The organism is Halomonas aestuarii, from assembly GCF_001886615.1.
Lineage (GTDB): Bacteria > Pseudomonadota > Gammaproteobacteria > Pseudomonadales > Halomonadaceae > Halomonas > Halomonas aestuarii.
In genome coordinates this window covers 504,004-528,675 of record NZ_CP018139.1, presented here as the reverse complement: position 1 = coordinate 528,675, position 24,672 = coordinate 504,004, and the positions used below count along the sequence as shown (strand labels likewise).

Genomic DNA, 24,672 nt, shown 5'->3' with positions numbered 1-24,672 from the left:
AGATGAGCGAGATGTCCTTCGATCGCATGATCCAGCAGATGACCCCGTCCATCTACGAGAGCCTCAAGCGGGCGGTGTCGCTGCGCAAGTGGCCGGATGGCCGGATGCTGACGGCCGAGCAGACCGAACTCTGCCTGGAGGCGGTGATGCGCTACGAGCTGGAGAACCAGGTGCCCGAGGAGCAGCGGGTCGGCTATCTGCAGCGTCGCACCTGCGGCAGCGCCAGCAGCGGGGCCGACGTGCCCCCGGAGCTGGCGGGTCTCGCCCGGGATGCCGGCAGTGACTGAGCCGCAACTGATCGGCAGCGGCCAGACGCTGCAGGGCTGCCTGACCAAGATGGCCGTCGAGCCCGGTGCGCCGGCCCGCTATGTGCTGCGGGCCGGCGAGCACCGGCTCGAGCTCAACGCCTGCCTCGGCAAGCCGCTGCAGCTGGAGTGGACCGGGGCCATCGCCTGCACCCACTGCGGCCGGGCCACCAGGAAGAGCTTCGCCCAGGGGTATTGCTACCCGTGCTTCAAGAGGCTCGCCCAGTGCGACACCTGCATCATGAAGCCGGAACTCTGCCACTTCTTCGAGGGCACCTGTCGCGAGCCCGACTGGGCCGAGCGCCACTGCTTCCAGCCCCATGTGGTCTACCTGGCCAACGCCTCGGGGCTCAAGGTCGGCATCACCCGGGCCAGCCAGATGCCGACGCGCTGGCTCGACCAGGGCGCGGTGCAGGCCCTGCCGATCCTCGAGGTCGATACCCGCCAGCAGTCGGGCTTCGTCGAGGTGCTCTTCAAGGAGGAGGTCTCGGATCGCACCAACTGGCGGGCCATGCTCAAGGGAAGCACCGAGCTTCTTGACCTGGCCGCCGAACGCGATCGCCTGCTGGGACGCCTGGGGAGCGGCCTCGCCAACCTGCGCGAGCGCTTCGGGGCCGATGCCATCCGCGTCCTCGACGAGTCCCCGTTGAGCTTCGACTACCCGGTGCTGGAATTTCCCGCCAAGGTGGTCTCCCACAACCTCGACAAGAACCCCCTGGTCACCGGCACCCTGCTGGGCATCAAGGGGCAGTACCTGATCCTCGACAGCGGCGTGATCAACCTTCGCAAGTTCACCGGGTACGAGGTCAGGGTCTCGGCCTGACGCCTGGGCTATCCTGCGGGCAGTAGGGGAGTGAGCAGCCGGAGGGGAGGAGAGCCGATGAGCGAGTCCATGCGTGCCATGCGCCTGCATGCCCCGGGAGGCCCACTCGCCCTGGAGTGGGTCTCCCGTCCCGTCCCCGGTCCCGGCGAGGTCGAGGTGAGTGTGCTGGCCTGCGGGGTGTGCCGGACCGACCTTCACGTGCTCGATGGCGAGCTCACCGAGCCCCGCCTGCCGCTGATCCTCGGCCACGAGATCGTCGGCGAGGTGACCGCGCTGGGGGAGGGCGTCGAGGCACCGGCCCCGGGCACGCGGGTCGGGGTGCCTTGGCTGGGCTGGACCTGCGGCGCGTGCGAGCCCTGCCTGGCCGGCCGCGAGAACCTCTGCGAGCGGGCCGAGTTCACCGGCTACACCCGCGACGGAGGCTATGCGGAATACTGCGTGGCCGATGCCCGCTACTGCTTTCCCCTGCCCGTCGAGGATGCCCAGGCCGCCGCCCCGCTGCTCTGCGCCGGCCTGATCGGCTATCGCACCTGGCGGCTGGCCGGCGGCGAGGCGAACCGTCGGATCGGCCTCTACGGCTTCGGTGCCGCGGCGCACATCCTGGCCCAGCTCGCCGTCGCCCGGGGGCAGGCCGTCTATGCCTTCACCCGACCCGGGGACACCCGGGCCCAGGCCTTCGCCCGACGCCTCGGCGCCGTCTGGGCCGGTGGCAGCGACGAGGCCCCGCCCGAGCGCCTGGATGCCGCGCTGCTCTTCGCCCCGGTGGGCGCGCTCATCCCCACGGCACTGGCCGCGGTGCGCCCCGGCGGGGCGGTGGTGTCCGGGGGCATCCACATGTCCGACATCCCCGCCTTTCCCTACCGGCTGCTCTGGGAAGAGCGCCGCCTGAGCTCGGTAGCCAACCTCACGCGTCGCGACGGCGAGGAGTTCCTCGCGCTCGCTCCCGAGGTGCCGATCCGCACCGAGACCCGGGCCTATCCGCTGGAGCAGGCCAACCAGGCGCTGGAGGACCTGCGCCAAGGGCGGCTCTCCGGCGCGGCGGTGCTGATTCCCTGAGCCCTGTCAGCCCCTGAACGACGACAGGCCCCTCGCGAGGGGCCTGTCGTGGATGGGCACGTTCCGGGTCAGTCCGAGTCGGCCACCGTCGAGTAGGGGTTGTCCGGCATGAGCGCTCTAGGGATAGGTGGACGCCGTGCGTCCTCCTTGGGCCCATAGTTCTCGGCGAGATAGTCGAGGATGGTCTCCTCGGTCTCGGCCTGGAACTGCCAGAGCCCCTGAGTCTCCTGCATCCACCGGATCAGGTACTGCCAGTGGTTGCGGGAGCCGCTGTTCTGGGTGACCAGCTTGGCGGAATGGCAGGCGGTGCAGTTGTTGCGCACCGTTTCCCACCCTTCCGCCATGACCAGGCCGGTATTCGTGTCCTTTTCCTGGGCCCCGGCCGCCAGCGGCAGGCAGGCCAGGGCGAGCCCCAGGGCGGGCACGGCAAGCACATGCAAGCGTTTCATGGCTACCTCCTAGGCCACCTGGACCGCGATGCGATGGCAGGCGTTGTTGAGATAGCCCTTGGGGTTCCAGCCCGGCACCACCATGGGCTGGGAGCGCCCGTTCTCGTCGGTGGCCTTGGCCCAGACCTCGAAGTAGCCGGGCTCGGGAAACTCCACCGTGGTGGTCCAGCGCTGCCAGGCCAGCCGGTTGGGCGGGGCCTTGAGCTCGGCCTTCTGCCAGGTCGCCCCGAAGTCGATGGAGACGTGTACCTCCTTGACGGCCAGGTCGCCGGCCCAGGCGTGGCCGCGCACCGTCATGGCCTCGCCGAGGGCATGGTCGATTCCCGACTTCGGAAAGGTCACCAGGGACTTCACCGGCATTGACTCGATGGTGACGAAGTCCTCCATGGGCACGTTGCTGCCCGGCGCGACCGGGTGCTTGGGCACGCTGTAGGAGGGCGCCCCCATCTTGGTGCCGTCATGCTTCTGGTTGCGGATCACGATGCGCTGCAGCCACTTGCCGCAGACCGAGCCCGGCCAGCCGCCACAGACCACGCGCAGCGGGTGGCCATTGAGGTAGGGGATGTCCTCGCCGTTCATCGCCCAGGCGATCAGCGACTCGTCCTCCAGGGCCTTCTCCATGGGCACGCCCCGGGAGATGGGGTCCTTGTTGGGATCGCCGCTGGCATGGGCATCGGCGCCGTAGTAGCCGGTATAGACGGCGTCGTCCTTGATGCCGCAGGCCTCCAGGACATCGCGCAGGCGTACCCCGGTGAAGGTCGGGCAGGCCACCGCGCCGGTGGTCCACTGGTTGCCGCTGGCCGAGGGCACGTACTCGCTGCGGCCGTTGCCACCGCACTCCACCTGGAGCTGGTAGGTGTGGTGCTCGAACTTCGCCTTGAGCTCGGCGATGGAGAAGCTCTGAGGGTTCTGGCAGGACTCCCCGCCAATCTCCAGCTGCCAGGCGTCCACGTCGATGTTCTCCACCGCCGGCGGGATGCCGTTGTTGCGCACGAACATGTATTTGCCGGGCGTGATGTCGTCGTCGAGCAGGTGGGGCGGCGTCTCGGCGTTGATCGGCCGGTCATTGAGGACGGTGAGGCCCTCCTTGCCCTTCAGGGTGAACGGCTCGTCGCTCTGGGCCAGGGCGGCCGGGATCAGGCCGCCGGGCATGCGGTCGGCGAAAGGGATGGAGCCACCCACGGCGGCGGCCATGGCGAGCAGGCTCGAGCGCTTGAGGAAGCCCCGGCGGGTGACGGGATCGACTTCCCGGTCCCAGAGCTCTCGATCCGCGGCCTCGGGGTCCTCGGCATAGAGCTCATGGATGCCGCGGGTCTTGGCATCGGGTGGTACCTTGGTCATGGCTTCACTCCTGGCGGGCTCTGGCGTGCGTGAGTCGGGTCGTCCTGTGCGCATGCGCCGGGCCATTATTGTGGTTGTCTTGTCGGAGTGATCCATCACTCCAGGTCTTACGATATTCCAGCATAGCAGTGATTCGCCGGGTGCAAACTCGTTTCTCTAATAGAAGAGGTCCCCCTGGTCATGGGGCGGTCGGAAGGCGGAGGTGTCCAGCGGCCGGCTGGCCGCGGCCGTCGGGTCATTGAGGCCGAAACGGCGGCAGGCCTGCCGGAAACGCTGCGCCAGCAGCTCCGCGAACACGCCCTCGCCGCGCATGCGCTTGCCGAAGCGCGGGTCGTAGTCCGCCCCGCCCCGGCACTGGCGAATGAGGCTCATCACCTTGCCGGCCCGGTCGGGATAGTGGGTGGCGAGCCACGCCTCGAACAGCGGAGCGACCTCGCGCGGCAGGCGCAGCAGCATCCAGCCGGCGGTAGTGGCGCCGGCTTTCGAGGCGGCCTCGAGCAGGCGCTCGAGCTCGTGGTCGGTCAACCCCGGAATCACTGGCGAGACCAGGGTGCCCACCGGGATGTCGTTGTCGGCCAGGGTGCGGATCACCTTCAGCCTCGCGGCCGGGGAGGCGGCCCGTGGCTCCAGGGTGCGCTTCAGCTCGGTATCGAGGCTGGTGAGGCTGACCATCACCCGTACCAGGCGCCGCCTGGCCAGGTCCCGCAGCAGGTCGAGGTCGCGCAGGATCAGGCTGCCCTTGGTCACCAGGGTCACCGGATGGCGGCACTCGAGCAGCAGCGCCAGGATGGCGCGGGTGGTGGCGTAGCGGGCCTCCAGGGGCTGGTAGGCATCGGTGTTGCCGGAGAGGTTGATGGGCCGGCACCGGTAGCCGGGCCGGCAGAGTTCGTCCCGCAGGCGTTCCGCCAGTCCGGTGCGGGCGATCAGCCGGGTCTCGAAGTCCAGTCCCGGGGAGAGGTCCCAGTAGGCGTGGCTGGGCCTGGCATAGCAGTAGATGCAGCCATGCTCGCAGCCACGATAGGGATTGATCGAGCGGTCGAAGGGCAGGTCGGGAGATGTGTTCCAGGCCAGGGCGCTGCGTGAATGCTCCTCGGCCACCACGGTCGCGCGCGGGGCCGGGACCTCCTCCTGCCACCAGCCGTCGTCGACCGGCTCGGAGGTGGTCGAGGCGAAGCGGTTGTGCGGATCGAAAGTGGCGCCGCGTCCCTTGCGGGCCACCCCGTCGCGGTTCGGCGTAGGGACCATCGGGGGATACCTTTGCTGTATATATAGACAGTATATGGGCCGGCGTCGGCGCTGTCAGCCTCCCCTCGCGGGTCGCCTGCGCATCCTCCCTCCGCCGGCGGTGCGCGTTGACGCCTCATCGGGGGGTTGCTAGCTTAGCCGCACTCTCAGGTGCTGGTGGATGCGTCCGCCAGTGAAACGGGAAGTCGGTGAATGCATTCCGACGCTGCCCCCGCAACGGTGATCGAGGAGAGAACGGCCATCACGCCACTGTGCCAGCGCACGGGAAGGCGGTCGTTCGGTACGTCGGGCCTGCCTCATGCCCGCCACCCACTCGTCAGCCCGGAGACCGGCCCGAGAGCTCATGCCGAGGTGCGGTGGGCGACCTCGAGGCAGGGCTGGTGCCGCCGTTTTGTTCCTCCCGCTTCCTCGACCCCCTTGCCGCCCCGGTACTCCATACGCCATCACGCCGTGCGGGTGAGCACCGTGAGCAAGGGACATACCATGACCAACACCAACCACGCTGCCCGGGGCCTGGCCGCCTTTGGCCTCGCCGCCCTGCCGCTGGCCGTCCACGCCCAGTCGAACGCCGCCGACCTGGAGGCCGTCACCGTCGCGCTCAATCCGATGGTCGTGACTGCCGCCCTGGCGCCGCGCACCGCCGACCAGAGTCTCTCGTCCGTCACCGTGATCGACGAGGCGACCCTGCGTCGCCAGGATCCCGCCAGCATCACCGAGGTGCTGCGCGGCCAGCCCGGGGTGGATACTTCCTCCAATGGTGGCTTCGGCAAGGCCAGCAGCGTCTACATTCGTGGCACCAAGAACAACCAGAGTCTGTTGATGATTGATGGCATACGCTTGCGATCGGCTTCTACCGGCGGTGCTGCCTGGCAATACTTGGAACCGAGGATGTTCGAGCGTGTCGAGATCGTGCGCGGGCCACGCGGCAGCCTCTATGGTGCCGACGCGGTGGGGGGCGTGGTCCAGCTGTTCACCCCGGAAGGGGAAGGCGAGCCCATGCCACAGTTTTCCTTTGGCGGTGGCTCCTTCAACACCAAACGCGCCAGCGCCTCGCTCTCCGGGTCCGAGGGCGGAACCCGCTATGTTTTCTCGGCCAGTCGCCTGGACACTGATGGTTATGAGATCGTCGATGGTGAGGGGGACAAGGGCTACGACAATACGACCGGCCTGGTTCGTCTTTCCCATGTTTTCAACAACGGCGCAGAACTCGGCATGTTGGGACTACGGGCCCGAGGCAACACTGAGTACGACCGCTTCGGTACACCGGCGGACACTGATTATGCACAGCAGGTAGCCGGCCTTTATGGCGAGCTCCCCATTACCGATGATTGGTCCAGCCGCTTGACGCTCAGTGAGTCTCGCGATGAGAGCGACAATCACGACAGCTTCGGAGGATCGGTTTTCGATACCAGAACTCGTACAGCCCTCTGGGAAAACACTCTGACGCTAGGTTTTCACCAATTAATTATGGGCGCCGAGTATGTCGACGATAGCATCGAAGGCAGCGATACGGGCTTCGGTAGCTACGACGTTGAAAGCCGCTATAACAAGGCCGTGTTTACCCAGGGGTTGTTGGATTTTTCGCCGTTCACCGTGCAGGCCAGCCTGCGTTTTGACCACAACCAAGTTTATGGTGATGAAGTCACCGGTGGCCTATCGCTTGGCTACGCTTTGGATGATCGCCACACCCTGCGTGCAAGCTATGGTACCGCTTTTCGAGCACCGAGCTTCGACGAGCTCTACTATCCAGGCTTCAATAATCCAGATCTCGCTGCAGAACGCTCAAAGAACATCGAACTCGGATTGCGTGGTCAGGTGGGTCAAGGTTATTGGGATCTGGCGCTATTTCAGAATGATATCGATGACCTGATCACCAACGTGGATACGACGGGTGATGGCTTTGTCGACACGCCAATAAATGTCAGCCGTGCCCGTATCCGCGGTATGGAAATCGCCACTGGAGCTGACATTGAACAGTGGACGCTGCGTGCAGCGCTGACCTACACGGATCCCGAGAACCGAGATTCTGGCAAGCGTTTGCAGCGTCGGGCCAGTCAAAGCTTGCGTCTGGATGCCGACCGCGAAATGGGTGACTGGTCGTTGGGGGCTTCCTGGATCGCTCAGAATCATCGCTACAACGACAGCGCCAACCAGCAGCGACTGCCCGGCTATGGGATCGTCAACCTGCGCGCTGGTTGGGACTTTGCACCGATGTGGTCGACCCGCTTGACCGTGGAGAATGCATTCGACAAGGAGTATGAGACCGCCCGCGACTACATCAGCGCCGGCCGAGCGGCCTTTGTCAGCGTCCACTTTGGCCAGTAGGGCGTCGTCAGTGCCCCGCCGTCTGTTCGGCTGGCCTGGGTTCTGGCTCGCGCTGCTGTGCGGCCTGGCCGGGCAGGCGCCTGCCGATGAGGTCTGCGCCATCGACGACGCCGACCGGGAGGTCTGCCTGGCGGCGCCCGCGAACCGCATCGTGACCCTGTCGCCGAGCCTCACCGAGCTGCTCTTCGCCGCCGGGGCAGGGGTGCGGCTGGTCGGCACCGTCGACTTCAGCGACTACCCGCCGGAGGCGGCTGAGCTTCCGCGGGTGGGCCGCCATGACCGTCTCGACCTCGAGGCGCTGCTGGCCCTCGAGCCGGATCTGGTGGTGGCCTGGATCAGCGGCAATCCCCGGGAGCAGCTGGATCGCCTGCGTCTGCTGGGCGTGCCGCTCTTCCTATCCGAGACCCGGGACGTCGAGGGCGTGGCCGAGAGCCTCGAGCGCCTGGGCCGACTGGCCGGAAGCGAGGCCTCGGCCGCCGCCGCGGCGGCGACCTTCCGCGAGGGCACCCGGGCGCTGCGCGCCGAGTATCGCGCCGCCTCGCCGGTGCGCGTGTTCTACCAGGTGTGGGAGCAGCCGCTGATGACCGTCAACGGCGACCACTGGATCAGCCAGGCGCTCGCCCTCTGCGGGGGCGAGAACGTCTTCGCCGAGGCGCCCTCCCGGGTGCCGCGTATCGGCCTCGAGGCGGTCCTGGCCCGCGACCCGGAGGCGATCCTCACCGGGGGGGCGGGCCCGGGCGATGCCACCTGGCTCGAGGCATGGCGCGACCATGCCCAGATGACCGCGGTGCGACGCGACAACCTCTTCGTCGTCGACCCCAGCCTGGTGCAGCGGGCCACGCCGCGGCTGCTGGCCGGCACCCGGGCGATCTGCGAGGACCTGGAGGTAGTGCGTGAGCGTCGCTAGGCCCGTCGGCCATCGGCCGCGTCTCGCGCCCCTGGCACTGCTGTCGCTGGCCGGGCTGCTGGCCCTGGGGCTCTCCCTGGCGCTGGGCAGCGTGGACATACCGCTCGAGTCGTTGCTGAAGGTGCTGGCGGGGGAGGGCGAGGCCCTGCATCGCACCCTGGTGCTGGAGCTGCGCCTGCCCCGGGCGCTGGCCGCCTTCGGCACCGGGGCCCTGCTGGCCCTGGCCGGGGCGCTGATGCAGGTGCTGCTGCGCAATCCCCTGGCCGACCCCTACGTGCTGGGGCTCTCCGGCGGCGCCGCGGTGGCCGCGCTCGCGGCGATGCTGGCCGGCCTCGGCGCGACCCTGGTGGCCGGCGCGGCCTTCGGCGGGGCGCTCGCCTCGACGCTGATCGTCTTCGGCCTGGCCCACGGCACCGGCAGCTGGACGCCGACCCGCCTGCTGCTCACGGGGGTGGTGATGGCCGCCGGTTGGGGGGCGCTGATCACCTTCCTGCTGGCACTCAGCCCCGTGGAGCGGCTGCCCGGCATGCTCTACTGGCTGATGGGGGACATGGCCTGGGCGGGCAGTCCCTGGCCGGTGCTGTCGATGGCCGCCTTCAGCCTGGTCGTCGTGCTGCCGCTCGGGCGCACCTTCAACGTGCTGGCCCGGGGCGGGCTGCAGGCCATGGCCCTGGGCGTGGCGGTGCGCCCGCTGGAGTGGACCCTCTATCTGCTGGCCAGCCTGCTGACGGCCATGGCGGTGACCACCGCCGGCAGCATCGGCTTCGTGGGGCTGATGGTGCCGCACATGCTGCGCCTGCGGCTCGGCAACGACCAGCGACTGATCCTGCCGGCGAGCCTGCTGGCCGGCGGCACCCTGCTGACGCTGGCCGATACCCTGGCGCGGACCCTGATCGCCCCGCAGCAGCTGCCGGTGGGCGTGATCACCGCGCTGCTCGGGGTGCCGAGCTTCCTCTACCTGCTCTACCGGAGCCGCTGATGGATGTCCTGGAGACACACGGGCTGGTCATCGACGTTCCCGGGCGTGCGGGGGGGCAGCCGCTGGACCTGCGGGTGGCGCCGGGCCAGTGCTGGGGAGTGCTCGGCCCCAACGGCGCCGGCAAGACGACCCTGCTGCACACGCTTGCCGGCCTGCGGGCGCCGCGCGGGGGAGAGGTGCGACTCGCGGGTGAGCCCCTGTCGCGACTCGGGCGCCGCGCCCTGGCACGGCGGCTGGGCGTGGTCTTCCAGGCGCACCATGACGACTTCCCGGCCACGGTGCGCGAGACCGCGCTGATCGGTCGCCACCCGTTCCTCTCGCCCTGGCAGCAGGAGGGGCCGGAGGAGTTGGCCCTGGCCGAGGCGGCCCTGGCCAGGCTGGAGCTCACGCACCTGGCCGACCGGGAGCTGTCGACCCTCTCCGGCGGGGAGCGCCAGCGCGTCAGCCTGGCCACGGTGCTGACCCAGTCGCCGCAGATCTGGCTGGCCGACGAGCCCACCAACCACCTTGACCTGCACCACCAGGTGGCGATCATGTCGCTGCTCGCCGAGCAGGCCGCCCAGGGCCGCGGCGTGATCATGTGCCTGCACGACCTCAACCTGGCGGCCCGCTGGTGCGATCACCTGCTGCTGCTCTATCCCGACGGCCAGGCCTGCTGGGGGCCGGCAGACGTCATGCTGGTGCCCTCGGCGCTGGAGCGGCTCTATGGCCAACCCCTCACCACCGCCATGGTGGACGGGGCCCCGGTGTTCGTGCCGCGGCGCTGACTGCTCTCGACGGCCAGCTTCCCTTGATCTCCGGCGCCCTGTCGCGCACGGAGAGACCCTGCCGAGGGTCCTGCGCAAGCGAACTTATTGCATACATATTTATATATTTATGTATACCATAATGCTTCCACGCTAGGGTGAGGCAAGATCCTGATGACGGCAGAGAACGACTACCCGCCGCCCGGTTCCACGACCGGCGGGTTCCTCGCAGGGCTGGCGCTGCTGGTGGCGCTGGGCCTGAACCTGCGTCCGCTGCTGGCCGCCGCCAGCCCGCTGATGGAGGAGATTCGCCTGGCCACCGGGCTCGGCTACGCGGTGCTGGCCTGGCTGACCACCTTGCCCTTCCTGTGCATGGGGGGCGTGGCCCTGGCGAGCGGCCGGCTGCAGGCCTGGCTCGGCCAGCAGCGAGGCATCGCCCTGGCCCTGGCGGCCATCGGCGCGGCCTGCGCGCTGCGGCAGGCCAGCGGCAGCGGGGCCACCCTGCTGGCGACCGCCCTGCTGGGCGGCGTCGGGATCGCCCTGATCCAGGCGCTGGTGCCCGGCCTGGTCAAGCACCGCTTCGGCCGGCGCATGCCGCTCGCCATGGGCGTCTATTCCGCGGCGCTGATGTCCGGCGGCGGCCTGGCGGCCTGGGCGAGCCCCTGGCTCGCCCAGGCGGGCGGGTGGCGGCTGGGGGTGGGCATCTGGTGGGTGCCGGCCCTGATAACCCTGGTGGCCTGGTGGTGGGTGTCCCGGCGCCGCGGCGCGCCGGAGCCCGCCTGGGTGGCCCTGGCCGGTCCTCGTCCCTGGCGGCTGCCCCGTGCCTGGCTGCTGGCGCTCTATTTCGGGGTGATCAACGCCGGCTATTCCAGCGTGGTCACCTGGCTGCCGGTCTATTACCGGGAACTCGGCTGGAGCGCCCCGTCCAGCGGCCTGCTGCTGGCCTGGATGACGGTCTTCCAGGTGATCGCCGCCCTGGCGATGCCGGCACTCGCCCAGCGCCAGGCGCGCCCGGACCGTCGCCGGCTGCTGGCCACCAGCCTGATGGCGCAGCTCATCGGCTACCTGGGGTGGATCCTCTGGCCCGGTTCGGGGGCGGCGCTGTGGGTGGCCTTCGCCGGCTTCGGCCTGGGGGCCTGCTTCTCGCTGGGCCTGATCCTGGCGCTGGACCACCTGTCGGATCCCCGTGCGGCGGGACGCCTGGCTGCCTTCATGCAGGGCGTCGGCTTCATGATCAATGCGCTCTCGCCCTGGATCAGCGGCGCCCTGCGCGAGGCCACCGGCGACTTCCTCGCCGCCTGGATGCTGCTGGCGCTGGGCGTCGCGGCGATGCTGCTGATCACCCTGCGCTTCGACCCGCGTGGCTACCCGCGCGCGATGGCCGCCTCTCCTGTCAGTGCGCGAAGCGGGGCCAGTGCGCGAAGCGGGGCGGGTCGTCGCTGATCACGGCATCGACGCCCCACGCCCAGCGCGGGGCGAAGGCGTCGGGATCGTTGGGCGTGTAGCAGAGCAGCCGATAGCCGGCCTCGGTCACCTCCCGGGCGCGAGGCGCCTTCAGGCGCTTCCAGTCGGCGTGGACGCTGTAGGCCTCCACCGCCTCGCACTGCCGCCGCCAGTCACGGCCGATCCCCTCGAAGAGCACGCCCAGCGACAGCGACTCGGGACCGGCCAGCGTGCGGGCCTGGGCCAGGGCCGTGGGGTTGAAGGAGGAAAGTACCCGGCGCGACGGCGGCAGGGCCTCCCTCACGGGGGGCAGGGCGGCGTCCACCAGCGCCCGGGCATCGCGGCCCCGGTTCACCTTGAGCTCCAGGTTGACCCCCATGTCCAGCGCCTCGAGCAGGGCCAGCATCTCCTCGAGGGTGGCCATGCGCTCGCCCCGGAAGGCGTCGCCGAACCAGCCGCCGGCATCCAGCCGGCGTGCCGCGGCCAGGTCCAGGTCGGCCAGCCGGCCGCGGCGGTCGGAGCAGCGCCGGACGGAGGCGTCGTGCCAGATCACGGGGGTCCCGTCGCCGAGCAGCTGCACGTCCAGCTCGACCCAGGAGATGCCCGCGGCATGGGCGGCGCGCACGGCGCTGAGGGTGTTCTCCGGGGCATGGGCGGAGAGGCCGCGATGGGCGATCAGGCGGGGCAGGGCGATGTCGGGATGGGGCATGCAGATACATCCGGGTCAGCGAGGCGCCGTCCACTGGCGGCAGGGGAGTGTACAGCCTATCGCCATCGGCCCCCGGCGGGAAACGCCGATCCGGGGAGACGGGTCGCCCGGGGCGCGGTGATCGGGTCAGGATGTGGTAGGCTGCGCGATTTCGATCCCGGCGCTGGCGCCGCCCCTACGACGATGCGAGGACACCGAGATGAGAGTCGTGCACATCAAGAATCCCGAGCAGCGCGATGCCTGCCTGGCCCGGCTGTGCGCCGAGGCCTTCGGCCAGGACGCCGGCCTGACGCCCCTGGCGACCTTCGCCGGCACCCTCGGGGTGCTGGTCAAGCAGGAGGCGGCCCGGGTGCTGGCGCTGGTGGATGACCAGTCACGTCCCGTGGCGCTGGCCCTGCTGGTGCTCGACGAGGTCGGCAGCAGCATGACCGTGATGCTGCTGGCCGACCTCGACAGCGACAGCGTGGCCCGCCCGGCCGAGCGCCTGGTCGCCGAGCTGGCCCTCAAGGCGCCCCTGCGCATCGATGCCGTGGGGCCCGAGCAGGAGGCGCGCTTCCGCGAGGCGGGCATCACCCGCTGGCTGGACGGCAAGGCCGGCGTGCGGATCGGGCTCGGCCCCAAGCACCCGGCCACCTCCCTGGAGGACCTGCCCCGCGCGCTGAGCTTCGACGAGGCCTCGGTGATCCAGTCGTTCAAGCGCGACCGCGCGCTCTTCGACGACTACAAGGCGCGCTTCATCCGCGGGCTGGAGTCCTTCCCCGCCACCCTCTGAGGCGGGGGACGACTTGACCCGGGGGGCGCGCGGCGCTTGACTGGTGGGCCCATTTCGCAAAGACGCACAAGGAACACCACAGCCATGGCCAAGCGCATCCAGTTCGCCCGTACCGGGGGGCCCGAGGTCCTCGAGCTCGTCGACGTCACGCCGGCCGAGCCGGCACCCGGAGAGGTACGCGTCCGGAACCAGGCGGTCGGCCTCAACTTCATCGACATCTACTTCCGCACCGGCCTCTATCCGGCGCCTTCGCTGCCCTCCGGGCTCGGCACCGAGGGGGCCGGCGTGGTCGAGGCGGTGGGCGAGGGCGTCACCCACCTCAAGGCGGGCGACCGGGTCGCCTATGCCCAGGGGCCGCTGGGCGCCTACGCCGAGCAGCACGTGCTGCCGGCCGGGAAGGTGGTGGTGCTGCCCGAGGGTATCGACGTCGAGACCGCGGCCGCCAGCATGCTCAAGGGCCTCACCGTCCAGTACCTGCTGCGCCAGACTCGCGAGCTCAAGGGCGGCGAGACCATCCTCTGGCACGCCGCGGCCGGCGGGGTCGGCTCCATCGCCTGCCAGTGGGCGAAGGCGCTGGGCGTGAAGCTCATCGGCACCGTCAGCTCCCCGGAGAAGGCGGCGCTGGCCGAGAAGAACGGCGCCTGGGCGACCATCGACTACACCAAGGAGGACGTGGTCGAGCGGGTGCGCGAGCTGACCAATGGCGCCATGTGCGACGTGGTCTACGACTCGGTGGGCAAGGACACCTGGGAGACCTCGCTGGACTGCCTGAAGCCGCGTTCGCTGATGGTCAGCTTCGGCAACGCCTCCGGCGCCGTGGAGGGGGTCAACATCGGCATCCTCAACCAGAAGGGGTCGCTGTTCGTCACCCGTCCGAGCCTCAACGGCTACGCCGACACCCGCGAGCGGCTGGAGTGGATGGCCGGCGAGCTCTTCGAGATGCTCCAGAGTGGCAAGGTGACGGTCGACATCGCCCAGCGCTACCCCCTGGCGGAGGCCGGCAAGGCCCAGGAGGCCCTCCAGGGCCGTCAGACCACCGGATCGACTATCCTGCTGCCCTGATTCCTCTCCCGGCGCGGGCGGCGATCACAGCGACTCGTGGAGCTCGCTGATCAACTGCTCGCGCCGCCTGAGGGCGGTTACGCCGACATCGCCCAGCAGGTTCGCCGCCTCGCTCAGCAGCCCCTCGGCCAGCAGCATGAAGGCGCACATGCTGTTGCTGAAGAAGGGGCTGTGGTTGGGCACCGCGAAGTGGTACTCCGCCACCTTGGCGAGGGGAGAGCCGCTGGAGTCGGTCAGGGCGATGACGCGGATGCCCTGGCGGGCCGCCACCTCTGCCGTGGCCAGCACGCTGGGGGTATAGGGGAAGCAGCTCGCCACCACCAGCACGTCGCCCTCGTCGAGCTGGGCCAGCGCATCCGCGACCCCGTGCCGGACGGCGTCGAGTGGTGCCGCATCCGAGCGCAGCATGCCGAGGCCATAGGCCAGGAACGAGGCCAGCGAGGCAAACTGGCGCATGCCGTGCACCCTCACCCGACGCGCCTCCACCAGCAGCCGGGCGCTCCCCGTGAAGGCCTCGCCGTCGATGCCCGTCACCATGTCGACGATATTGGCGCTCTCCTGACGGCCCAGCCGGGCCAGCCGGGCGAGGGCGTCGCCGTCCCCCTCGCTGTCCAGCAGGCGGGAGACCTGATCGCTGTAGAAGCTCTTGCCCTCCGTGACGTTGCGGCGAAACACGGCCTGCAGGCCGGTGAAGCCGTCGAAGCCCAGGCGCCTGGCCAGGCGCGACAGCGTCGAGGGACTGACGCCCAGGCGGTCCGCCAGGTCGCTGATCGACGAGACCGCGGCCTGCTGGGGAGCGGTGACCATCGCCGTCAGCACCTGACGCGAGCGCTTGCCCAGGCGTACCGGACTCTCGCCCTCCTCGATCTTGGCGAGCAGGCGCTGTAGGTCGCCGAGGGTGTCTGGTCGAGAGGGCTCGGGTGTCATCATGAGGGGCTCAGCACATCCTGTAGTGAGAGAAGAGGGGCGATCGGGGAGGGGCATTGTAGCGCTCGTCGGTCGTGGCGTCAGAAGGGTGTCGAATCTATTTGCAAAAATATTTCCTTTCCATAAAAATGACAAGGTCATTTGCATAAACCCCGTGTGAGGTCAGCATGAGCCACGTCTTCCATCGTCATCTGCATCAACAGTACCCGACCGCCGTGGGCGGCGACGGCCCCTACCTCATCGATGCCGAGGGGCGCCGCTACCTGGATGCCTGCGGCGGCGCCGCGGTCTCCTGCCTGGGCCACAGCGATGCCGAGGTGATCGAGGCGGTGCGTGAGCAGGTCGGGCGGCTCGCCTATGCCCACACCTCCTTCTTCACCAACGAGCCGATGGAGGCCCTGGCGGACTTCCTGGTCGAGCGGGCCCCTGCGGGCCTCTCCTCCGTCTATTTCGTCTCGGGCGGGTCCGAGGCGGTGGAGGCGGCCCTCAAGCTGGCGCGCCAGTACTTCATCGAGCGGGGCGAGCCCCAGCGCAAGCACCTGATCGCGCGTCGTCAGAGCTATCACGGCAACACCCTGGGGGCCCTGGCGACCGGCGGCAACGCCTGGCGCCGGCAGCAGTTCGAGCCGCTGCTGGTCCAGGTGAGTCACGTCAGTCCCTGCTATGCCTATCGGGATCAGGCCCCCGGCGAGACCCCGGAGGCCTACGGCGAGCGTCTGGCCGAGGAACTCGAGGCCGAGATCCAGCGCCTGGGGCCTGAGAGCGTGATGGCCTTCGTCGCCGAACCGGTGGTGGGCGCGACCCTGGGAGCGGTTCCCTCGGTGCCGGGCTACTTCAAGCGGGTGCGCGAGATCTGCGATCGCCACGGCATCCTGCTGATCCTCGACGAGGTGATGTGCGGCATGGGCCGGACAGGCAGCCTGTTCGCCGCCGAACAGGAGGGCGTGACCCCGGACCTGATGACCATCGCCAAGGGCCTGGGGGCCGGCTACCAGCCGATCGGGGCGACCCTGGTCAGCGAGCCCATCCGCCGGGCCATCGCCGAGGGCTCGGGGTTCTTCCAGCACGGCCACACCTACATCGGCCACGCCACCGCCTGCGCCGCTGCCCTGGCGGTGCAGCGCGCCGTCGAGGGCCGTGACCTGCTGTCGCGCGTCGTCAGCCTGGGCGAGGGACTCCAGCAGCGCCTGGAGGCCCGTTTCGGCGAGCACCCCCATGTCGGCGACATCCGCGGGCGTGGCCTCTTCCGGGGGATCGAGCTGGTGGCCGACCGCGGCGACAAGACGCCGTTCGACCCGTCGCGCAAGCTGCATGCGGCGGTCAAGCGCACGGCCATGGACAACGGCCTGATGTGCTATCCGATGGGCGGCACCATCGACGGGCGCCGGGGCGACCATATCCTGCTGGCCCCGCCCTTCATCCTCGAGGAGTCCCACCTGGACGAGATCGTCGACAAGCTCGACGCGACCCTGCAGACCGTCTTCGACCCCGCCTGAAGGAGCCCAGCCCAATGTCGATCGATTCCCGCCTCTCCCCCCTGGACGAGGCCACCATGGCGCCCGATCAGCGCCGCGTGCTGGACGCCATCCTGAGTGGCCCCCGCGGCAACCTGGACGGCCCCTTCCTGGCCTGGATCCACAGCCCGGAACTGGCCGATCACGCCCAGCGACTCGGCGCCTTCTGCCGCTACGGGACCCGGCTCGAGACGCGGCTGACGGAGCTGGCGATCCTTTTCACCGCGGCCTGGTGGCAGTCCCAGGCCGAGTGGCAGATCCATGCCCCCATCGCCCGCGAGGCGGGCGTCAGCGAGGCGGTGATCGAGGCCCTTCGGGCGGGGCGGGAGCCCGCCTTCGAGCGCGACGACGAGGCGCTGGTCCATCGCCTGGGCAAGACACTCTACACCACGCGTCGCGTCGACGAGGCGCTCTACGCCGAGGCGGTGGCGTCCTTCGGCGAGCCGGCCGTGGTCGAACTGGTGGGGGTCTTCGGCTACTACGCCCTGGTGGCCATGACCCTCAACGTCTTCGAGGTGCGTCGCAGCACCGAGCCCCTGCCTTTCGCCGAGCCCTGACGCGCGGTCAGGCAGGGAAATCGCCGCCCGGCCTGGATCGAGGGCCATCCTGACGTCATCCTTCGGAGCGTTACCCATCCCAAGCACAAGGACCGACCGATGAGCGTGACCCTGCCGTCACTGACCGACGCCCGCCTCTCCCTGGAGGGGCGGGTGGCCACCCTGACCCTGGACCGTCATGACGTCCGCAACGCCCTGACCGGAACGGCCCTGGTCGACGACATCCTCGCCGTCGCCGACTGGGTGAATGTCTGCGAGGCGGTCTCGGTGCTGGTGATCACCGGCGAGGGCAGCGCCTTCTGTGCCGGGGGCAACGTCAAGGACATGGCCAGCCGCGGCGGCGACTTCGCCGGCGATGTCGCCGAGGTGGCCGCCCGTTATCGCCGGGGCATCCAGCGCCTCCCGCTTGCCCTGGAGGGCGTGGAGGTGCCGATCATCGCCGCCGTCAACGGCCCGGCAATCGGCGCCGGCTTCGACCTGGCCAACATGGCGGACATTCGCATCGCCTCCCGCAGGGCGACCTTCGGCGAGACCTTCCTCAACCTGGGGATCATCCCCGGCGACGGCGGCGCCTGGTTCCTGCAGCGCCTGATCGGCTACCAGCGGGCCTTCGAGCTGACGCTCTCCGGCCGGGTGATCGACGCCGAGCAGGCCCGCGAGTACGGCATCGTGCTGGAGGTGACTGAGCCCGACGCCCTGATGGCCCGGGCCCTCAAGATGGCCGGGCAGATGGCGGCCCAGCCGCCGAAGGCCACCCGGCTGACCAAGCGGCTGATGAAGAAGGGCAGCCGCATGGAGCTGCCCGACTTCCTCGACCTCTGCGCCACCTTCCAGGGCTTGTGCCACAACGAGCCCGAGCACCTGGACGCCGTCAACGCCATGCTGGAGAAGATGGCCAGGAAGTGAGCGCCCACTGATCCGCCAGGCGCCGGACATGGGGTCGCCGGCGGGGGCATGCGGGAAAAGGCTGGATTTTCTCGGCGTCGGCTGTTGTGCTTGAGACATCTCGCATGCACAGGGAGGTGATCGGGCATGACCGACACCACGCTGGTGTTCATCGTCCTCGGCCTGACCCTCGCCGCGTTCGTCTGGGGGCGCTTCCGCTACGACCTGGTGGCCCTCGCCGCCCTGCTGGGGTCGGTGATGCTGGGGCTGGTGCCGGCCGACGAGGCCTTCCTCGGCTTCGGCCATCCGGCGGTGATCACGGTGGCGGCCGTGCTGGTCCTCAGCCGGGGCTTCGAGCGCTCCGGCGTGGTGGACCTGATCGCCGACCAGGTGCTCAAGGTCGGTGACCGGCTCTTCCTGCAACTCGTGGCGCTGGTCGGCACCGTGGTGGTGATCTCCGGCTTCATGAACAACGTCGGTGCCCTGGCCCTGCTGTTGCCCGTGGCCATGCGCGTCGCCCGCCAGCACGACACCTCGCCGTCGCTGCTGTTGATGCCGCTGGCCTTCGGCTCCCTGCTCGGTGGCCTGACCACCCTGATCGGCACGCCCCCCAACATCATCATCTCCAGCTACCGCGGCGATGCGGTGGGGGAGAGCTTCGGCATGTTCTCCTTCTTCCCGGTAGGGGCCGCGGTGGCACTCGCCGGCTTCGCCTTCATCGTGCTGCTGGGGTGGCGACTGGTGCCTCGCCGCGCCGGCAAGGCCTCCACGGAGGAGATGTTCGATACCGCCCACTACCTGGTGGAACTCGGCGTGCCCGAGGGCGCCAAGGCCGTGGGCTGGTCGCTGCGCGACCTCCAGGACGAGCTGGAGGAGACCATCCCGGTGCTGGCCGTCGTGCGCGACGAGAAGCGCCGCGCCGGACACGCCTTCCACGGCACCCTGCGCGAGGGCGACATCCTGCTGGTGGAGGCGGGCCCGGACGAGATGAAGCTGCTGGAGGACAAGGCCGGCCTGGCGGTGGGCGCCGAGCCGGAGGAGGAGGAAGGCGAGCACCAGGCGCCGGAGGCGGACCCCGAGCGGCGGGAGGCCTCGCCCGGCCAGGAGAAGGTCGATACCGAAGGGCTGCAGCTGGTGGAAGCCGTGGTGCGCAACGACTCCATGATGGTCAACCGCACCGTCACCCAGCTGCGCCTCCAGAACCAGCTGGGCCTGCACCTGGTGGCGGTGGCCCGCGACGGCGAACGGCTGAAGCAGCGCCTGCGCGACATCCGCTTTCGCGCCGGGGACGTGCTGCTGCTGCAGGGTGACGAGGGCGGCCTCTCCGAGAGCCTGGCGACGCTCGGCTGCCTGCCGCTGGCCAGCCGCAACCTGACCCTCGGCCAGCCGCGGCTGCTGCTGATCTCGCTGGCCATCTTCGCCGCAGCGATCCTCGCCATGGTGCTGGATCTCCTGCCCTCGGCGGTGGCCCTCTCGGGCGCCGCCCTGCTGTCGCTGATGGCGGGGGTGATGCCGCTGCGCGACAGCTACCAGGCCATCGACGGGCCGGTGATCGTGCTGCTGGGGGCGATGATCCCGGTGGGGCAGGCGCTGGAGACCAGCGGCGGGGCGGCGCTGGTGGCCGAGGCGCTGCTCGTGCTGGGCAACGATTGGCCGGTGGTGGTGACCCTCACGGGGCTCTTCGTGGTCACCATGATGCTCTCGGACATCATCAACAACGCCGCCGCGGCGGTGCTGATGGCCCCCATCGCCGCCAGCCTCGCGGAGGGGTTCGGGGCCTCCCTGGATCCCTTCCTCATGGCGGTGGCGGTCAGCGCCTCCTGCGCCTTCCTCACTCCCATCGGCCACCAGTCCAACACCTTGGTGATGGGCCCCGGCGGCTATCGCTTCGGTGACTACTGGCGCATGGGCCTGCCCCTGGAAGGGGTGATCACCCTGGTGGCCGTGCCGATGATCCTGTGGGCCTGGCCCCTCTAGACGACGCCCCGGCGCAGGCCGGGGCGTCGTCGCGGTCGTGGCGCTCGGGTCGTGGCGCCCGGGTCAGGCGGGCTGGTGGCGCAGCACGCTGGCCTTGTCGGCGACGAAGGCATCGTACTCGAAGTCGTCCACGGTGAGCAGCTCCAGGACCGCGGCCTCGCGCTCCCGCATGAATGCGGCGTCCTCCTCGCCGATCAGCCCCTCCGCCAGGGCCGCCTCGACCCGCTGTTCCGGATGCAGGGCCTGTGCCGGCAGTTTCCCCTTCGCGTAGGCCTTGTTGACCTGGCGATAGAGGCCCTCGGCACGCTCCTGGGTCGCCAGCAGGCCGTTGTAGTGAGCGAGCGGGTTGTCCCGGCTGCCGTCGTTCTCCTGCCAGGTGGCCTCGAGCAGGTGGCGGCGCAGGGCCGTGTCCCGGGAGACGGCCTGGGCGATCTCGCGGGTCAGCGCGTCCTGGGGCCGCTTCCAGCGACGTCCTGTGGGCATGACGACGAGCCGCAGCGTCCGGCCCAGGGCGCGGCTCGGCAGGTTGTCGAAGAGCTCGTCCAGGGCCTGCTCGGCGCGGCCCAGCAGGAACCGGCAGCCGTAGTGCAGCAGGGCCGCCTCGCCCTCGACCTTGTCTCCCTCGTGCCATTGCTTGAGCGTCATGGAGGCGAGGTAGAGGTTGGAGAGCACGTCGCCGAGCCGGGCGGAGAGCATCTCCCGCTGCTTGAGGGTCGAGCCGAGGCTCGCCATGGCGGCATCGGCGCACAGCCCGAAGCCGGCCGAGAGGCGGGCGATGTCCCGGGCGTAGGGGGCGGCGACCTCGTCGAAGGGCACGTCCGGTCGGCCGAGCCCCAGGCCCTGGGTGAGGGCCCGGGCCGCGTTGCCGAAGATCAGCCCGGCATGGCCGAAGAAGGCCCGGTCGAAGGCCGCCAGGTCATCGGCGTCCTTGGCGGCCAGCTCCTCGAGCACGTAGGGATGGCAGCGGATGGCGCCCTGGCCGAAGATCATCAGGTTGCGGGTCATGATGTTGGCGCCCTCGACGGTGATGGCCACCGGGTTGGCGCTGTAGCCGATGCCGAGGTAGTTGCGCGGCCCCAGGGTCACCCCCTTTCCACCGTGGATGTCCATGGCATCGCCGAGGATCTGGCGCTGGAACTCGGTGAGCTGGCTCTTGAGGATGGCCGAGGGCACCGCCGGCTTCTCGCCGTGGTCGATGGTGTTGGCGGTCTGGTAGACCGCGGCCCGGGAGATGTAGGCCAGGGCTGCCATGCGAGCCAGGGGCTCCTGGACGCCCTCCATCTCCGCCACCGGCACGTTGAACTGGCGGCGGATCCGCGCGAAGCCGCCGCTCCAGCCCAGGGCGTAGCCGGCGGTGCCGGTGGCGCCGGAGGGCAGGGTGATGCAGCGACCGATGGAGAGGCACTCGACCAGCATCCGCCAGCCCTGGCCAATCATCTCTTGACCGCCGATGATGGTGGACAGCGGCACGAAGACATCCTTCCCCCTGATCGGCCCGTTCATGAAGGGGCTGCCGATGGGGTGGTGGCGGCGGCCGATCTCCATGCCCCCGGTGTCGCGGGGAATCAGCGCCAGGGTGATGCCGCGGTCGACCTCCTCGCCGAGCAGGTGGTCGGGGTCGAAGAGGCGAAAGGCCAGGCCCACCACGCTGGCGATGGGCGCCAGGGTGATCCAGCGCTTCTCGAAGTCGAGGCGCAGGCCCAGCACCTCCTCGCCATCGACGACCCGCTTGCACACCACGCCGGTGTCGGGGATGGCCGTGGCGTCACTGCCGGCCCGGGGGCCGGTGAGGCCGAAGCAGGGGATCTCCCGGCCGTCCGCCAGGCGCGGCAGGTAGTGGTCCTTCTGCTCCCGGGTGCCGTACTTGAGCAGCAGTTCGCCCGGGCCCAGGGAGTTGGGCACGCCCACGGTGACCATCAGCGTCTCGCTGACCGAGAGCTTCTGCAGCACCAGGGACTGGGCCTTGGCCGAGAAGCCCAGCCCGCCGTACTCCTCGGGGATGATCATGCCGAAGAAGCCTTCCTGCTTGAGGTAGTCCCAGAGCTCCTGGGGCAGGTCGGCGCGCTCCCGGGCGATCTCCCAGGCGTTGCACATGCCGGCGGCCACGCTGCACTGGTGGTCGACGAAGGCGCGCTCCTTCGCCGAGAGGCCTTCGTCCTGGACATCGAGCAGCGTCTGCCAGTCGGGGCGACCGGTGAAGAGTTCGCCGTCCCAGGCCACGGTGCCGGCCTCGAGCGCCGTTCGCTCGGTGTCCGAGACCCTGGGCGCAACCTGCTTGAACAGGGCGAAGAGGCGCGGCGAGAGCCAGCGGATCCGCAGGGCGGGCAGGCCCGCCACGGCCACCCCTGCGGCGGCGAGGAGCAACAGCACGCCGAGCACCGGCGAGCCCAGCAGCAGGCCGGCGAGGCCCGGCACGGCCAGCACGCCGAGGGCGGGCAGGGCGCCCGCCTCGCGGCGCAGCACTACCAGCAGGCCGGCCACGGCCAGCACGATAAGCAACAGGGTCAACATGGAGCCTCTCCGTCTGTAATTCGAACGTGTGTTTGAATTCTTGCAGACTAGCCCATTCCCCTGCAACCGGCCAGCCCCGTGTGCTTCTCGTTGACCGTCGGTGTTGTCCCGCGCCGCCTTCCGCCGGTTGGCCCGTCCATCACGACAAAGCCCCGCCGCTGCGTTGGCAGGGCGGGGCGCCGGTCGGGCATGAGACCTCAGGGCCGGTGGCGGTCAGGCCAGGCGGCGACGGGGGGCCTTCCGCGCCGGGGCATCGCCCGCCACGTAGTAGGGGGCGTCCGAGCGCGGCAAGGGCTCGCGGCCACGGATCCGGTCGGCGATCTTCTCGGCGAGCATGATGGTCGGCGCGTTGAGGTTGCCGGTGGGGATCACCGGGAACAGCGAGGCGTCGACCACCCGCAGGCCCTCCAGGCCGTGCACCCGGCCCTGGCCGTCGACTACCGAGCCCTCGTCCTCGCCCATGCGGCAACTGCCGCAGGGGTGGTAGGCGGTCTCGGCATGCTGGCGGACGAAAGCATCCAGCTCGGCATCGGACTGCACGTTCGCCCCCGGCGCGACCTCCTGGCCCCGGTAGGGGTCGAAGGCGGGCTGGGCGATGATCTCGCGGGTCAGGCGGATGGCGTCGCGAAACTCCTGCCAGTCCTTCTCCGTCGACATGTAGTTGAACAGGATGCTGGGCGCGGCCTTGGGATCCCGGGAGGTCAGGCGGATGCGCCCGCGGCTCTCGGAGCGCATGGAGCCCACGTGGGCCTGGAAGCCGTGGGCCTCGACCGCGCTCTTGCCGTTGTAGCTGATGGCGATGGGCAGGAAGTGGTACTGCAGATTGGGCCACTCCTCCGCGTCATTCGAGCGGATGAAGCCCGCCGCCTCGAACTGGTTGCTGGCGCCCACCCCCTTGCCCAGGAAGAGCCACTCGGCGCCGATCTTCGGCTGGTTCCACCACTTGAGCGCCGGGTAGAGCGAGATCGGCTGGGTGCACTCGTACTGGATGTACATCTCCAGGTGGTCCTGGAGGTTCTCGCCCACCCCGGGCAGGTCGTGGACCACCGGGACGTCGAGCTCGGCGAGGTGCTCGGGGTTGCCCACGCCCGAGCGCTGCAGGATCTGCGGCGAGGCGATCGCGCCCCCGCACAGCAGCACCTCGCGGCGGGCATGGACCTCTTGCGTCTGGCCGCGGCGCTCGTAGCGCACCCCGGTGGCGCGCTTGCCCTCGAAGGTGATGACGTCGGTGGTGGCGCGGGTCTCGATGGTCAGGTTGGGGCGCGACTTCGCCTGATCCAGGTAGCCGCGGGCGGTGGAGGCGCGACGGCCGTTCGGCGTGACGAAGCGGTCCATGGGACCGAAGCCCTCCTGCTGGTAGCCGTTGACGTCCTCGGTGGCCGGGTAGCCCGCCTGCTGTCCCGCCTCGATGAAGGTCTGGTACAGCGGGTTGTTGCCGTCCTTCGGGGTGGTCACGCTGACCGGGCCATCTCCGCCGTGGTAGGCGTCGGGGCCGATGTCGCGGGTCTCGGCCTTCTTGAAGTAGGGCAGACAGTCGGCGTAGGTCCAGTCCTGGAGGCCGGCGCGCTTGGCCCAGCCGTCGTAGTCCAGGGCGTTGCCCCGGATGTAGCACATGCCGTTGATCAGCGAGGAGCCGCCGAGCCCCTTGCCGCGGCCGCACTCCATGCGACGGCCGTCCATGTGGGGCTCCGGGTCCGTCTCGAACGCCCAGTTGTAGCGCTTGCCCTGCAGCGGGTAGGCCAGGGCTGCCGGCATCTGGGTGCGGAAGTCGAAGCGGTGGTCGGGGCCACCGGCCTCGAGCAGCAGCACGCTGGTCTCGGGGTCCTCGGTGAGCCGGGTGGCCAGGACGTTGCCGGCGGAGCCGGCGCCGATGATGATGTAGTCGAATTCACGGGACTGCGACATGGAGCCTCCCTGAGAGAGTCAAAGGGGTCACGACGGCGAGACGTTCGCCGATCGGGGCGCGGTGGATGTAGTCCGCGCCCCGATCACGTTCGTGGAAGGGCGCTTGGCGCTGATGGCTCGCCACGGCCAACACGAGTGCTGCCCGGCGACGAGACGTCACGAGGGCAACGTTGCCCCTCCCTGGGGGCTACTCTTGCCATCCATGGCAAATACCCTCGCTTCGCCTCGTCCCCG

Annotated in this window: 21 protein-coding genes and 1 riboswitch; of the genes, 14 read left to right on the top strand and 7 right to left on the bottom strand. The window is 69.7% G+C overall.

The features are described 5' to 3' along the window. Nucleotides 1-2: 2 nt before the first annotated feature. Genes BOX17_RS02400 through BOX17_RS02390 form a run of 3 tightly spaced genes read left to right on the top strand, consistent with a single transcriptional unit; the run spans nucleotide 3 to nucleotide 2,184 of the window. The gene (locus BOX17_RS02400; RefSeq protein ID WP_071941893.1) at nucleotides 3-287 is read left to right on the top strand and encodes a YeaC family protein; all 285 of its coding nucleotides are present in this window, start codon (nucleotides 3-5) and stop codon (nucleotides 285-287) included. Beyond that, nucleotides 271-1,128: a DUF2797 domain-containing protein gene (locus BOX17_RS02395; protein WP_071941892.1), complete on the top strand. Its 858-nt coding sequence runs from the start codon at nucleotides 271-273 to the stop codon at nucleotides 1,126-1,128. Before BOX17_RS02400 ends, BOX17_RS02395 begins: the two co-directional genes overlap by 17 nt. Nucleotides 1,129-1,185: 57 nt before the next feature. Then, entirely contained in the window at nucleotides 1,186-2,184 is a 999-nt protein-coding gene (locus BOX17_RS02390) for a zinc-dependent alcohol dehydrogenase family protein (RefSeq protein ID WP_086830683.1), read from the top strand. Nucleotides 2,185-2,252: 68 nt separating this feature from the next. On the opposite strand, the gene BOX17_RS02385 is transcribed toward BOX17_RS02390, so the two are convergent. The 3 genes from BOX17_RS02385 to BOX17_RS02375 all read right to left on the bottom strand — a co-directional run bounded on the left by BOX17_RS02385 (nucleotide 2,253) and on the right by BOX17_RS02375 (nucleotide 5,219). Continuing rightward, nucleotides 2,253-2,633 carry a hypothetical protein gene (locus tag BOX17_RS02385; RefSeq protein ID WP_071941891.1) on the bottom strand — a complete coding sequence of 127 codons (381 nt, stop codon included), beginning with the start codon at nucleotides 2,631-2,633 and terminating at the stop codon, nucleotides 2,253-2,255. 9 nt (nucleotides 2,634-2,642) lie between these two features. After that, nucleotides 2,643-3,974 (bottom strand): sulfite oxidase, encoded by a 1,332-nt coding sequence (locus tag BOX17_RS02380; protein WP_071941890.1) that lies wholly within the window; start codon nucleotides 3,972-3,974, stop codon nucleotides 2,643-2,645. Between the two features lie 156 nt (nucleotides 3,975-4,130). Next, nucleotides 4,131-5,219 carry a PA0069 family radical SAM protein gene (locus tag BOX17_RS02375; protein ID WP_071941889.1) on the bottom strand — a complete coding sequence of 363 codons (1,089 nt, stop codon included), beginning with the start codon at nucleotides 5,217-5,219 and terminating at the stop codon, nucleotides 4,131-4,133. A gap of 131 nt (nucleotides 5,220-5,350) precedes the next feature. Next, nucleotides 5,351-5,570, top strand: a riboswitch (cobalamin riboswitch). 132 nt (nucleotides 5,571-5,702) lie between these two features. Here BOX17_RS02375 and BOX17_RS02370 point away from each other — a divergent pair. The 5 genes from BOX17_RS02370 to BOX17_RS02350 all read left to right on the top strand — a co-directional run bounded on the left by BOX17_RS02370 (nucleotide 5,703) and on the right by BOX17_RS02350 (nucleotide 11,619). Next, the gene (locus BOX17_RS02370; protein WP_071941888.1) at nucleotides 5,703-7,544 is read left to right on the top strand and encodes a TonB-dependent receptor domain-containing protein; all 1,842 of its coding nucleotides are present in this window, start codon (nucleotides 5,703-5,705) and stop codon (nucleotides 7,542-7,544) included. A 10-nt stretch (nucleotides 7,545-7,554) separates the two neighbouring features. After that, nucleotides 7,555-8,451: a cobalamin-binding protein gene (locus tag BOX17_RS02365; protein WP_244272192.1), complete on the top strand. Its 897-nt coding sequence runs from the start codon at nucleotides 7,555-7,557 to the stop codon at nucleotides 8,449-8,451. After that, nucleotides 8,438-9,430 (top strand): FecCD family ABC transporter permease, encoded by a 993-nt coding sequence (locus tag BOX17_RS02360; protein WP_083582042.1) that lies wholly within the window; start codon nucleotides 8,438-8,440, stop codon nucleotides 9,428-9,430. The genes BOX17_RS02365 and BOX17_RS02360 overlap by 14 nt, the downstream gene beginning before the upstream one ends. After that, the gene (locus BOX17_RS02355) at nucleotides 9,430-10,197 is read left to right on the top strand and encodes an ABC transporter ATP-binding protein (RefSeq protein ID WP_071941887.1); all 768 of its coding nucleotides are present in this window, start codon (nucleotides 9,430-9,432) and stop codon (nucleotides 10,195-10,197) included. The genes BOX17_RS02360 and BOX17_RS02355 overlap by 1 nt, the downstream gene beginning before the upstream one ends. A 153-nt stretch (nucleotides 10,198-10,350) precedes the next feature. Further along, on the top strand, nucleotides 10,351-11,619 hold the full coding sequence (locus BOX17_RS02350; RefSeq protein ID WP_071941886.1) for a CynX/NimT family MFS transporter: 1,269 nt from the start codon (nucleotides 10,351-10,353) through the stop codon (nucleotides 11,617-11,619). On the opposite strand, the gene BOX17_RS02345 is transcribed toward BOX17_RS02350, so the two are convergent. Beyond that, the gene (locus BOX17_RS02345) at nucleotides 11,570-12,328 is read right to left on the bottom strand and encodes a glycerophosphoryl diester phosphodiesterase (protein ID WP_071941885.1); all 759 of its coding nucleotides are present in this window, start codon (nucleotides 12,326-12,328) and stop codon (nucleotides 11,570-11,572) included. The genes BOX17_RS02350 and BOX17_RS02345 overlap by 50 nt on opposite strands. 199 nt (nucleotides 12,329-12,527) lie before the next feature. On the opposite strand from BOX17_RS02345, the gene BOX17_RS02340 reads away from it, so the two are divergent. After that, nucleotides 12,528-13,100: a hypothetical protein gene (locus tag BOX17_RS02340; protein ID WP_071941884.1), complete on the top strand. Its 573-nt coding sequence runs from the start codon at nucleotides 12,528-12,530 to the stop codon at nucleotides 13,098-13,100. Between the two features lie 84 nt (nucleotides 13,101-13,184). Continuing rightward, complete coding sequence (locus BOX17_RS02335; RefSeq protein ID WP_071941883.1) at nucleotides 13,185-14,162, top strand: NADPH:quinone reductase; 978 nt, start codon at nucleotides 13,185-13,187, stop codon at nucleotides 14,160-14,162. Between the two features lie 24 nt (nucleotides 14,163-14,186). Here the strand turns inward: BOX17_RS02335 and BOX17_RS02330 are convergent, their stop codons facing one another. Next, nucleotides 14,187-15,092: a MurR/RpiR family transcriptional regulator gene (locus tag BOX17_RS02330; protein ID WP_071941882.1), complete on the bottom strand. Its 906-nt coding sequence runs from the start codon at nucleotides 15,090-15,092 to the stop codon at nucleotides 14,187-14,189. 164 nt (nucleotides 15,093-15,256) lie between these two features. Here BOX17_RS02330 and BOX17_RS02325 point away from each other — a divergent pair, with 164 nt between their 5' ends. The 4 genes from BOX17_RS02325 to BOX17_RS02310 all read left to right on the top strand — a co-directional run bounded on the left by BOX17_RS02325 (nucleotide 15,257) and on the right by BOX17_RS02310 (nucleotide 20,022). Further along, nucleotides 15,257-16,585 carry an aspartate aminotransferase family protein gene (locus BOX17_RS02325; protein WP_071941881.1) on the top strand — a complete coding sequence of 443 codons (1,329 nt, stop codon included), beginning with the start codon at nucleotides 15,257-15,259 and terminating at the stop codon, nucleotides 16,583-16,585. A 14-nt stretch (nucleotides 16,586-16,599) separates the two neighbouring features. Then, the gene (locus BOX17_RS02320; protein ID WP_071941880.1) at nucleotides 16,600-17,160 is read left to right on the top strand and encodes a carboxymuconolactone decarboxylase family protein; all 561 of its coding nucleotides are present in this window, start codon (nucleotides 16,600-16,602) and stop codon (nucleotides 17,158-17,160) included. Between the two features lie 99 nt (nucleotides 17,161-17,259). Further along, nucleotides 17,260-18,066 (top strand): enoyl-CoA hydratase-related protein, encoded by an 807-nt coding sequence (locus tag BOX17_RS02315; protein ID WP_071941879.1) that lies wholly within the window; start codon nucleotides 17,260-17,262, stop codon nucleotides 18,064-18,066. A gap of 126 nt (nucleotides 18,067-18,192) precedes the next feature. Continuing rightward, nucleotides 18,193-20,022, top strand: a complete 1,830-nt coding sequence (locus tag BOX17_RS02310) for an SLC13 family permease (RefSeq protein ID WP_071941878.1) — start codon at nucleotides 18,193-18,195, stop codon at nucleotides 20,020-20,022. A gap of 63 nt (nucleotides 20,023-20,085) precedes the next feature. On the opposite strand, the gene BOX17_RS02305 is transcribed toward BOX17_RS02310, so the two are convergent. Both BOX17_RS02305 and betA read right to left on the bottom strand, forming a co-directional pair. Next, nucleotides 20,086-22,533, bottom strand: a complete 2,448-nt coding sequence (locus BOX17_RS02305; protein ID WP_071941877.1) for an acyl-CoA dehydrogenase — start codon at nucleotides 22,531-22,533, stop codon at nucleotides 20,086-20,088. 213 nt (nucleotides 22,534-22,746) lie between these two features. Then, nucleotides 22,747-24,438, bottom strand: a complete 1,692-nt coding sequence (gene betA, locus BOX17_RS02300) for a choline dehydrogenase (protein WP_071941876.1) — start codon at nucleotides 24,436-24,438, stop codon at nucleotides 22,747-22,749. Between the last annotated feature and the right edge of the window lie 234 nt (nucleotides 24,439-24,672).

Coding starts and splice junctions, on each gene's coding strand:
- BOX17_RS02375 (WP_071941889.1), bottom strand. CDS start 5,219: ATGGTCCCTACGCCGAACCGCGACGGGGTGGCCCGCAAGGGACGCGGC.
- BOX17_RS02385 (WP_071941891.1), bottom strand. CDS start 2,633: ATGAAACGCTTGCATGTGCTTGCCGTGCCCGCCCTGGGGCTCGCCCTG.
- BOX17_RS02315 (WP_071941879.1), top strand. CDS start 17,260: ATGAGCGTGACCCTGCCGTCACTGACCGACGCCCGCCTCTCCCTGGAG.
- BOX17_RS02355 (WP_071941887.1), top strand. CDS start 9,430: ATGGATGTCCTGGAGACACACGGGCTGGTCATCGACGTTCCCGGGCGT.
- BOX17_RS02380 (WP_071941890.1), bottom strand. CDS start 3,974: ATGACCAAGGTACCACCCGATGCCAAGACCCGCGGCATCCATGAGCTC.
- BOX17_RS02390 (WP_086830683.1), top strand. CDS start 1,186: ATGAGCGAGTCCATGCGTGCCATGCGCCTGCATGCCCCGGGAGGCCCA.
- betA (WP_071941876.1), bottom strand. CDS start 24,438: ATGTCGCAGTCCCGTGAATTCGACTACATCATCATCGGCGCCGGCTCC.
- BOX17_RS02320 (WP_071941880.1), top strand. CDS start 16,600: ATGTCGATCGATTCCCGCCTCTCCCCCCTGGACGAGGCCACCATGGCG.
- BOX17_RS02400 (WP_071941893.1), top strand. CDS start 3: ATGAGCGAGATGTCCTTCGATCGCATGATCCAGCAGATGACCCCGTCC.
- BOX17_RS02310 (WP_071941878.1), top strand. CDS start 18,193: ATGACCGACACCACGCTGGTGTTCATCGTCCTCGGCCTGACCCTCGCC.
- BOX17_RS02345 (WP_071941885.1), bottom strand. CDS start 12,328: ATGCCCCATCCCGACATCGCCCTGCCCCGCCTGATCGCCCATCGCGGC.
- BOX17_RS02350 (WP_071941886.1), top strand. CDS start 10,351: ATGACGGCAGAGAACGACTACCCGCCGCCCGGTTCCACGACCGGCGGG.
- BOX17_RS02330 (WP_071941882.1), bottom strand. CDS start 15,092: ATGATGACACCCGAGCCCTCTCGACCAGACACCCTCGGCGACCTACAG.
- BOX17_RS02395 (WP_071941892.1), top strand. CDS start 271: ATGCCGGCAGTGACTGAGCCGCAACTGATCGGCAGCGGCCAGACGCTG.
- BOX17_RS02335 (WP_071941883.1), top strand. CDS start 13,185: ATGGCCAAGCGCATCCAGTTCGCCCGTACCGGGGGGCCCGAGGTCCTC.
- BOX17_RS02305 (WP_071941877.1), bottom strand. CDS start 22,533: ATGTTGACCCTGTTGCTTATCGTGCTGGCCGTGGCCGGCCTGCTGGTA.
- BOX17_RS02340 (WP_071941884.1), top strand. CDS start 12,528: ATGAGAGTCGTGCACATCAAGAATCCCGAGCAGCGCGATGCCTGCCTG.
- BOX17_RS02370 (WP_071941888.1), top strand. CDS start 5,703: ATGACCAACACCAACCACGCTGCCCGGGGCCTGGCCGCCTTTGGCCTC.
- BOX17_RS02325 (WP_071941881.1), top strand. CDS start 15,257: ATGAGCCACGTCTTCCATCGTCATCTGCATCAACAGTACCCGACCGCC.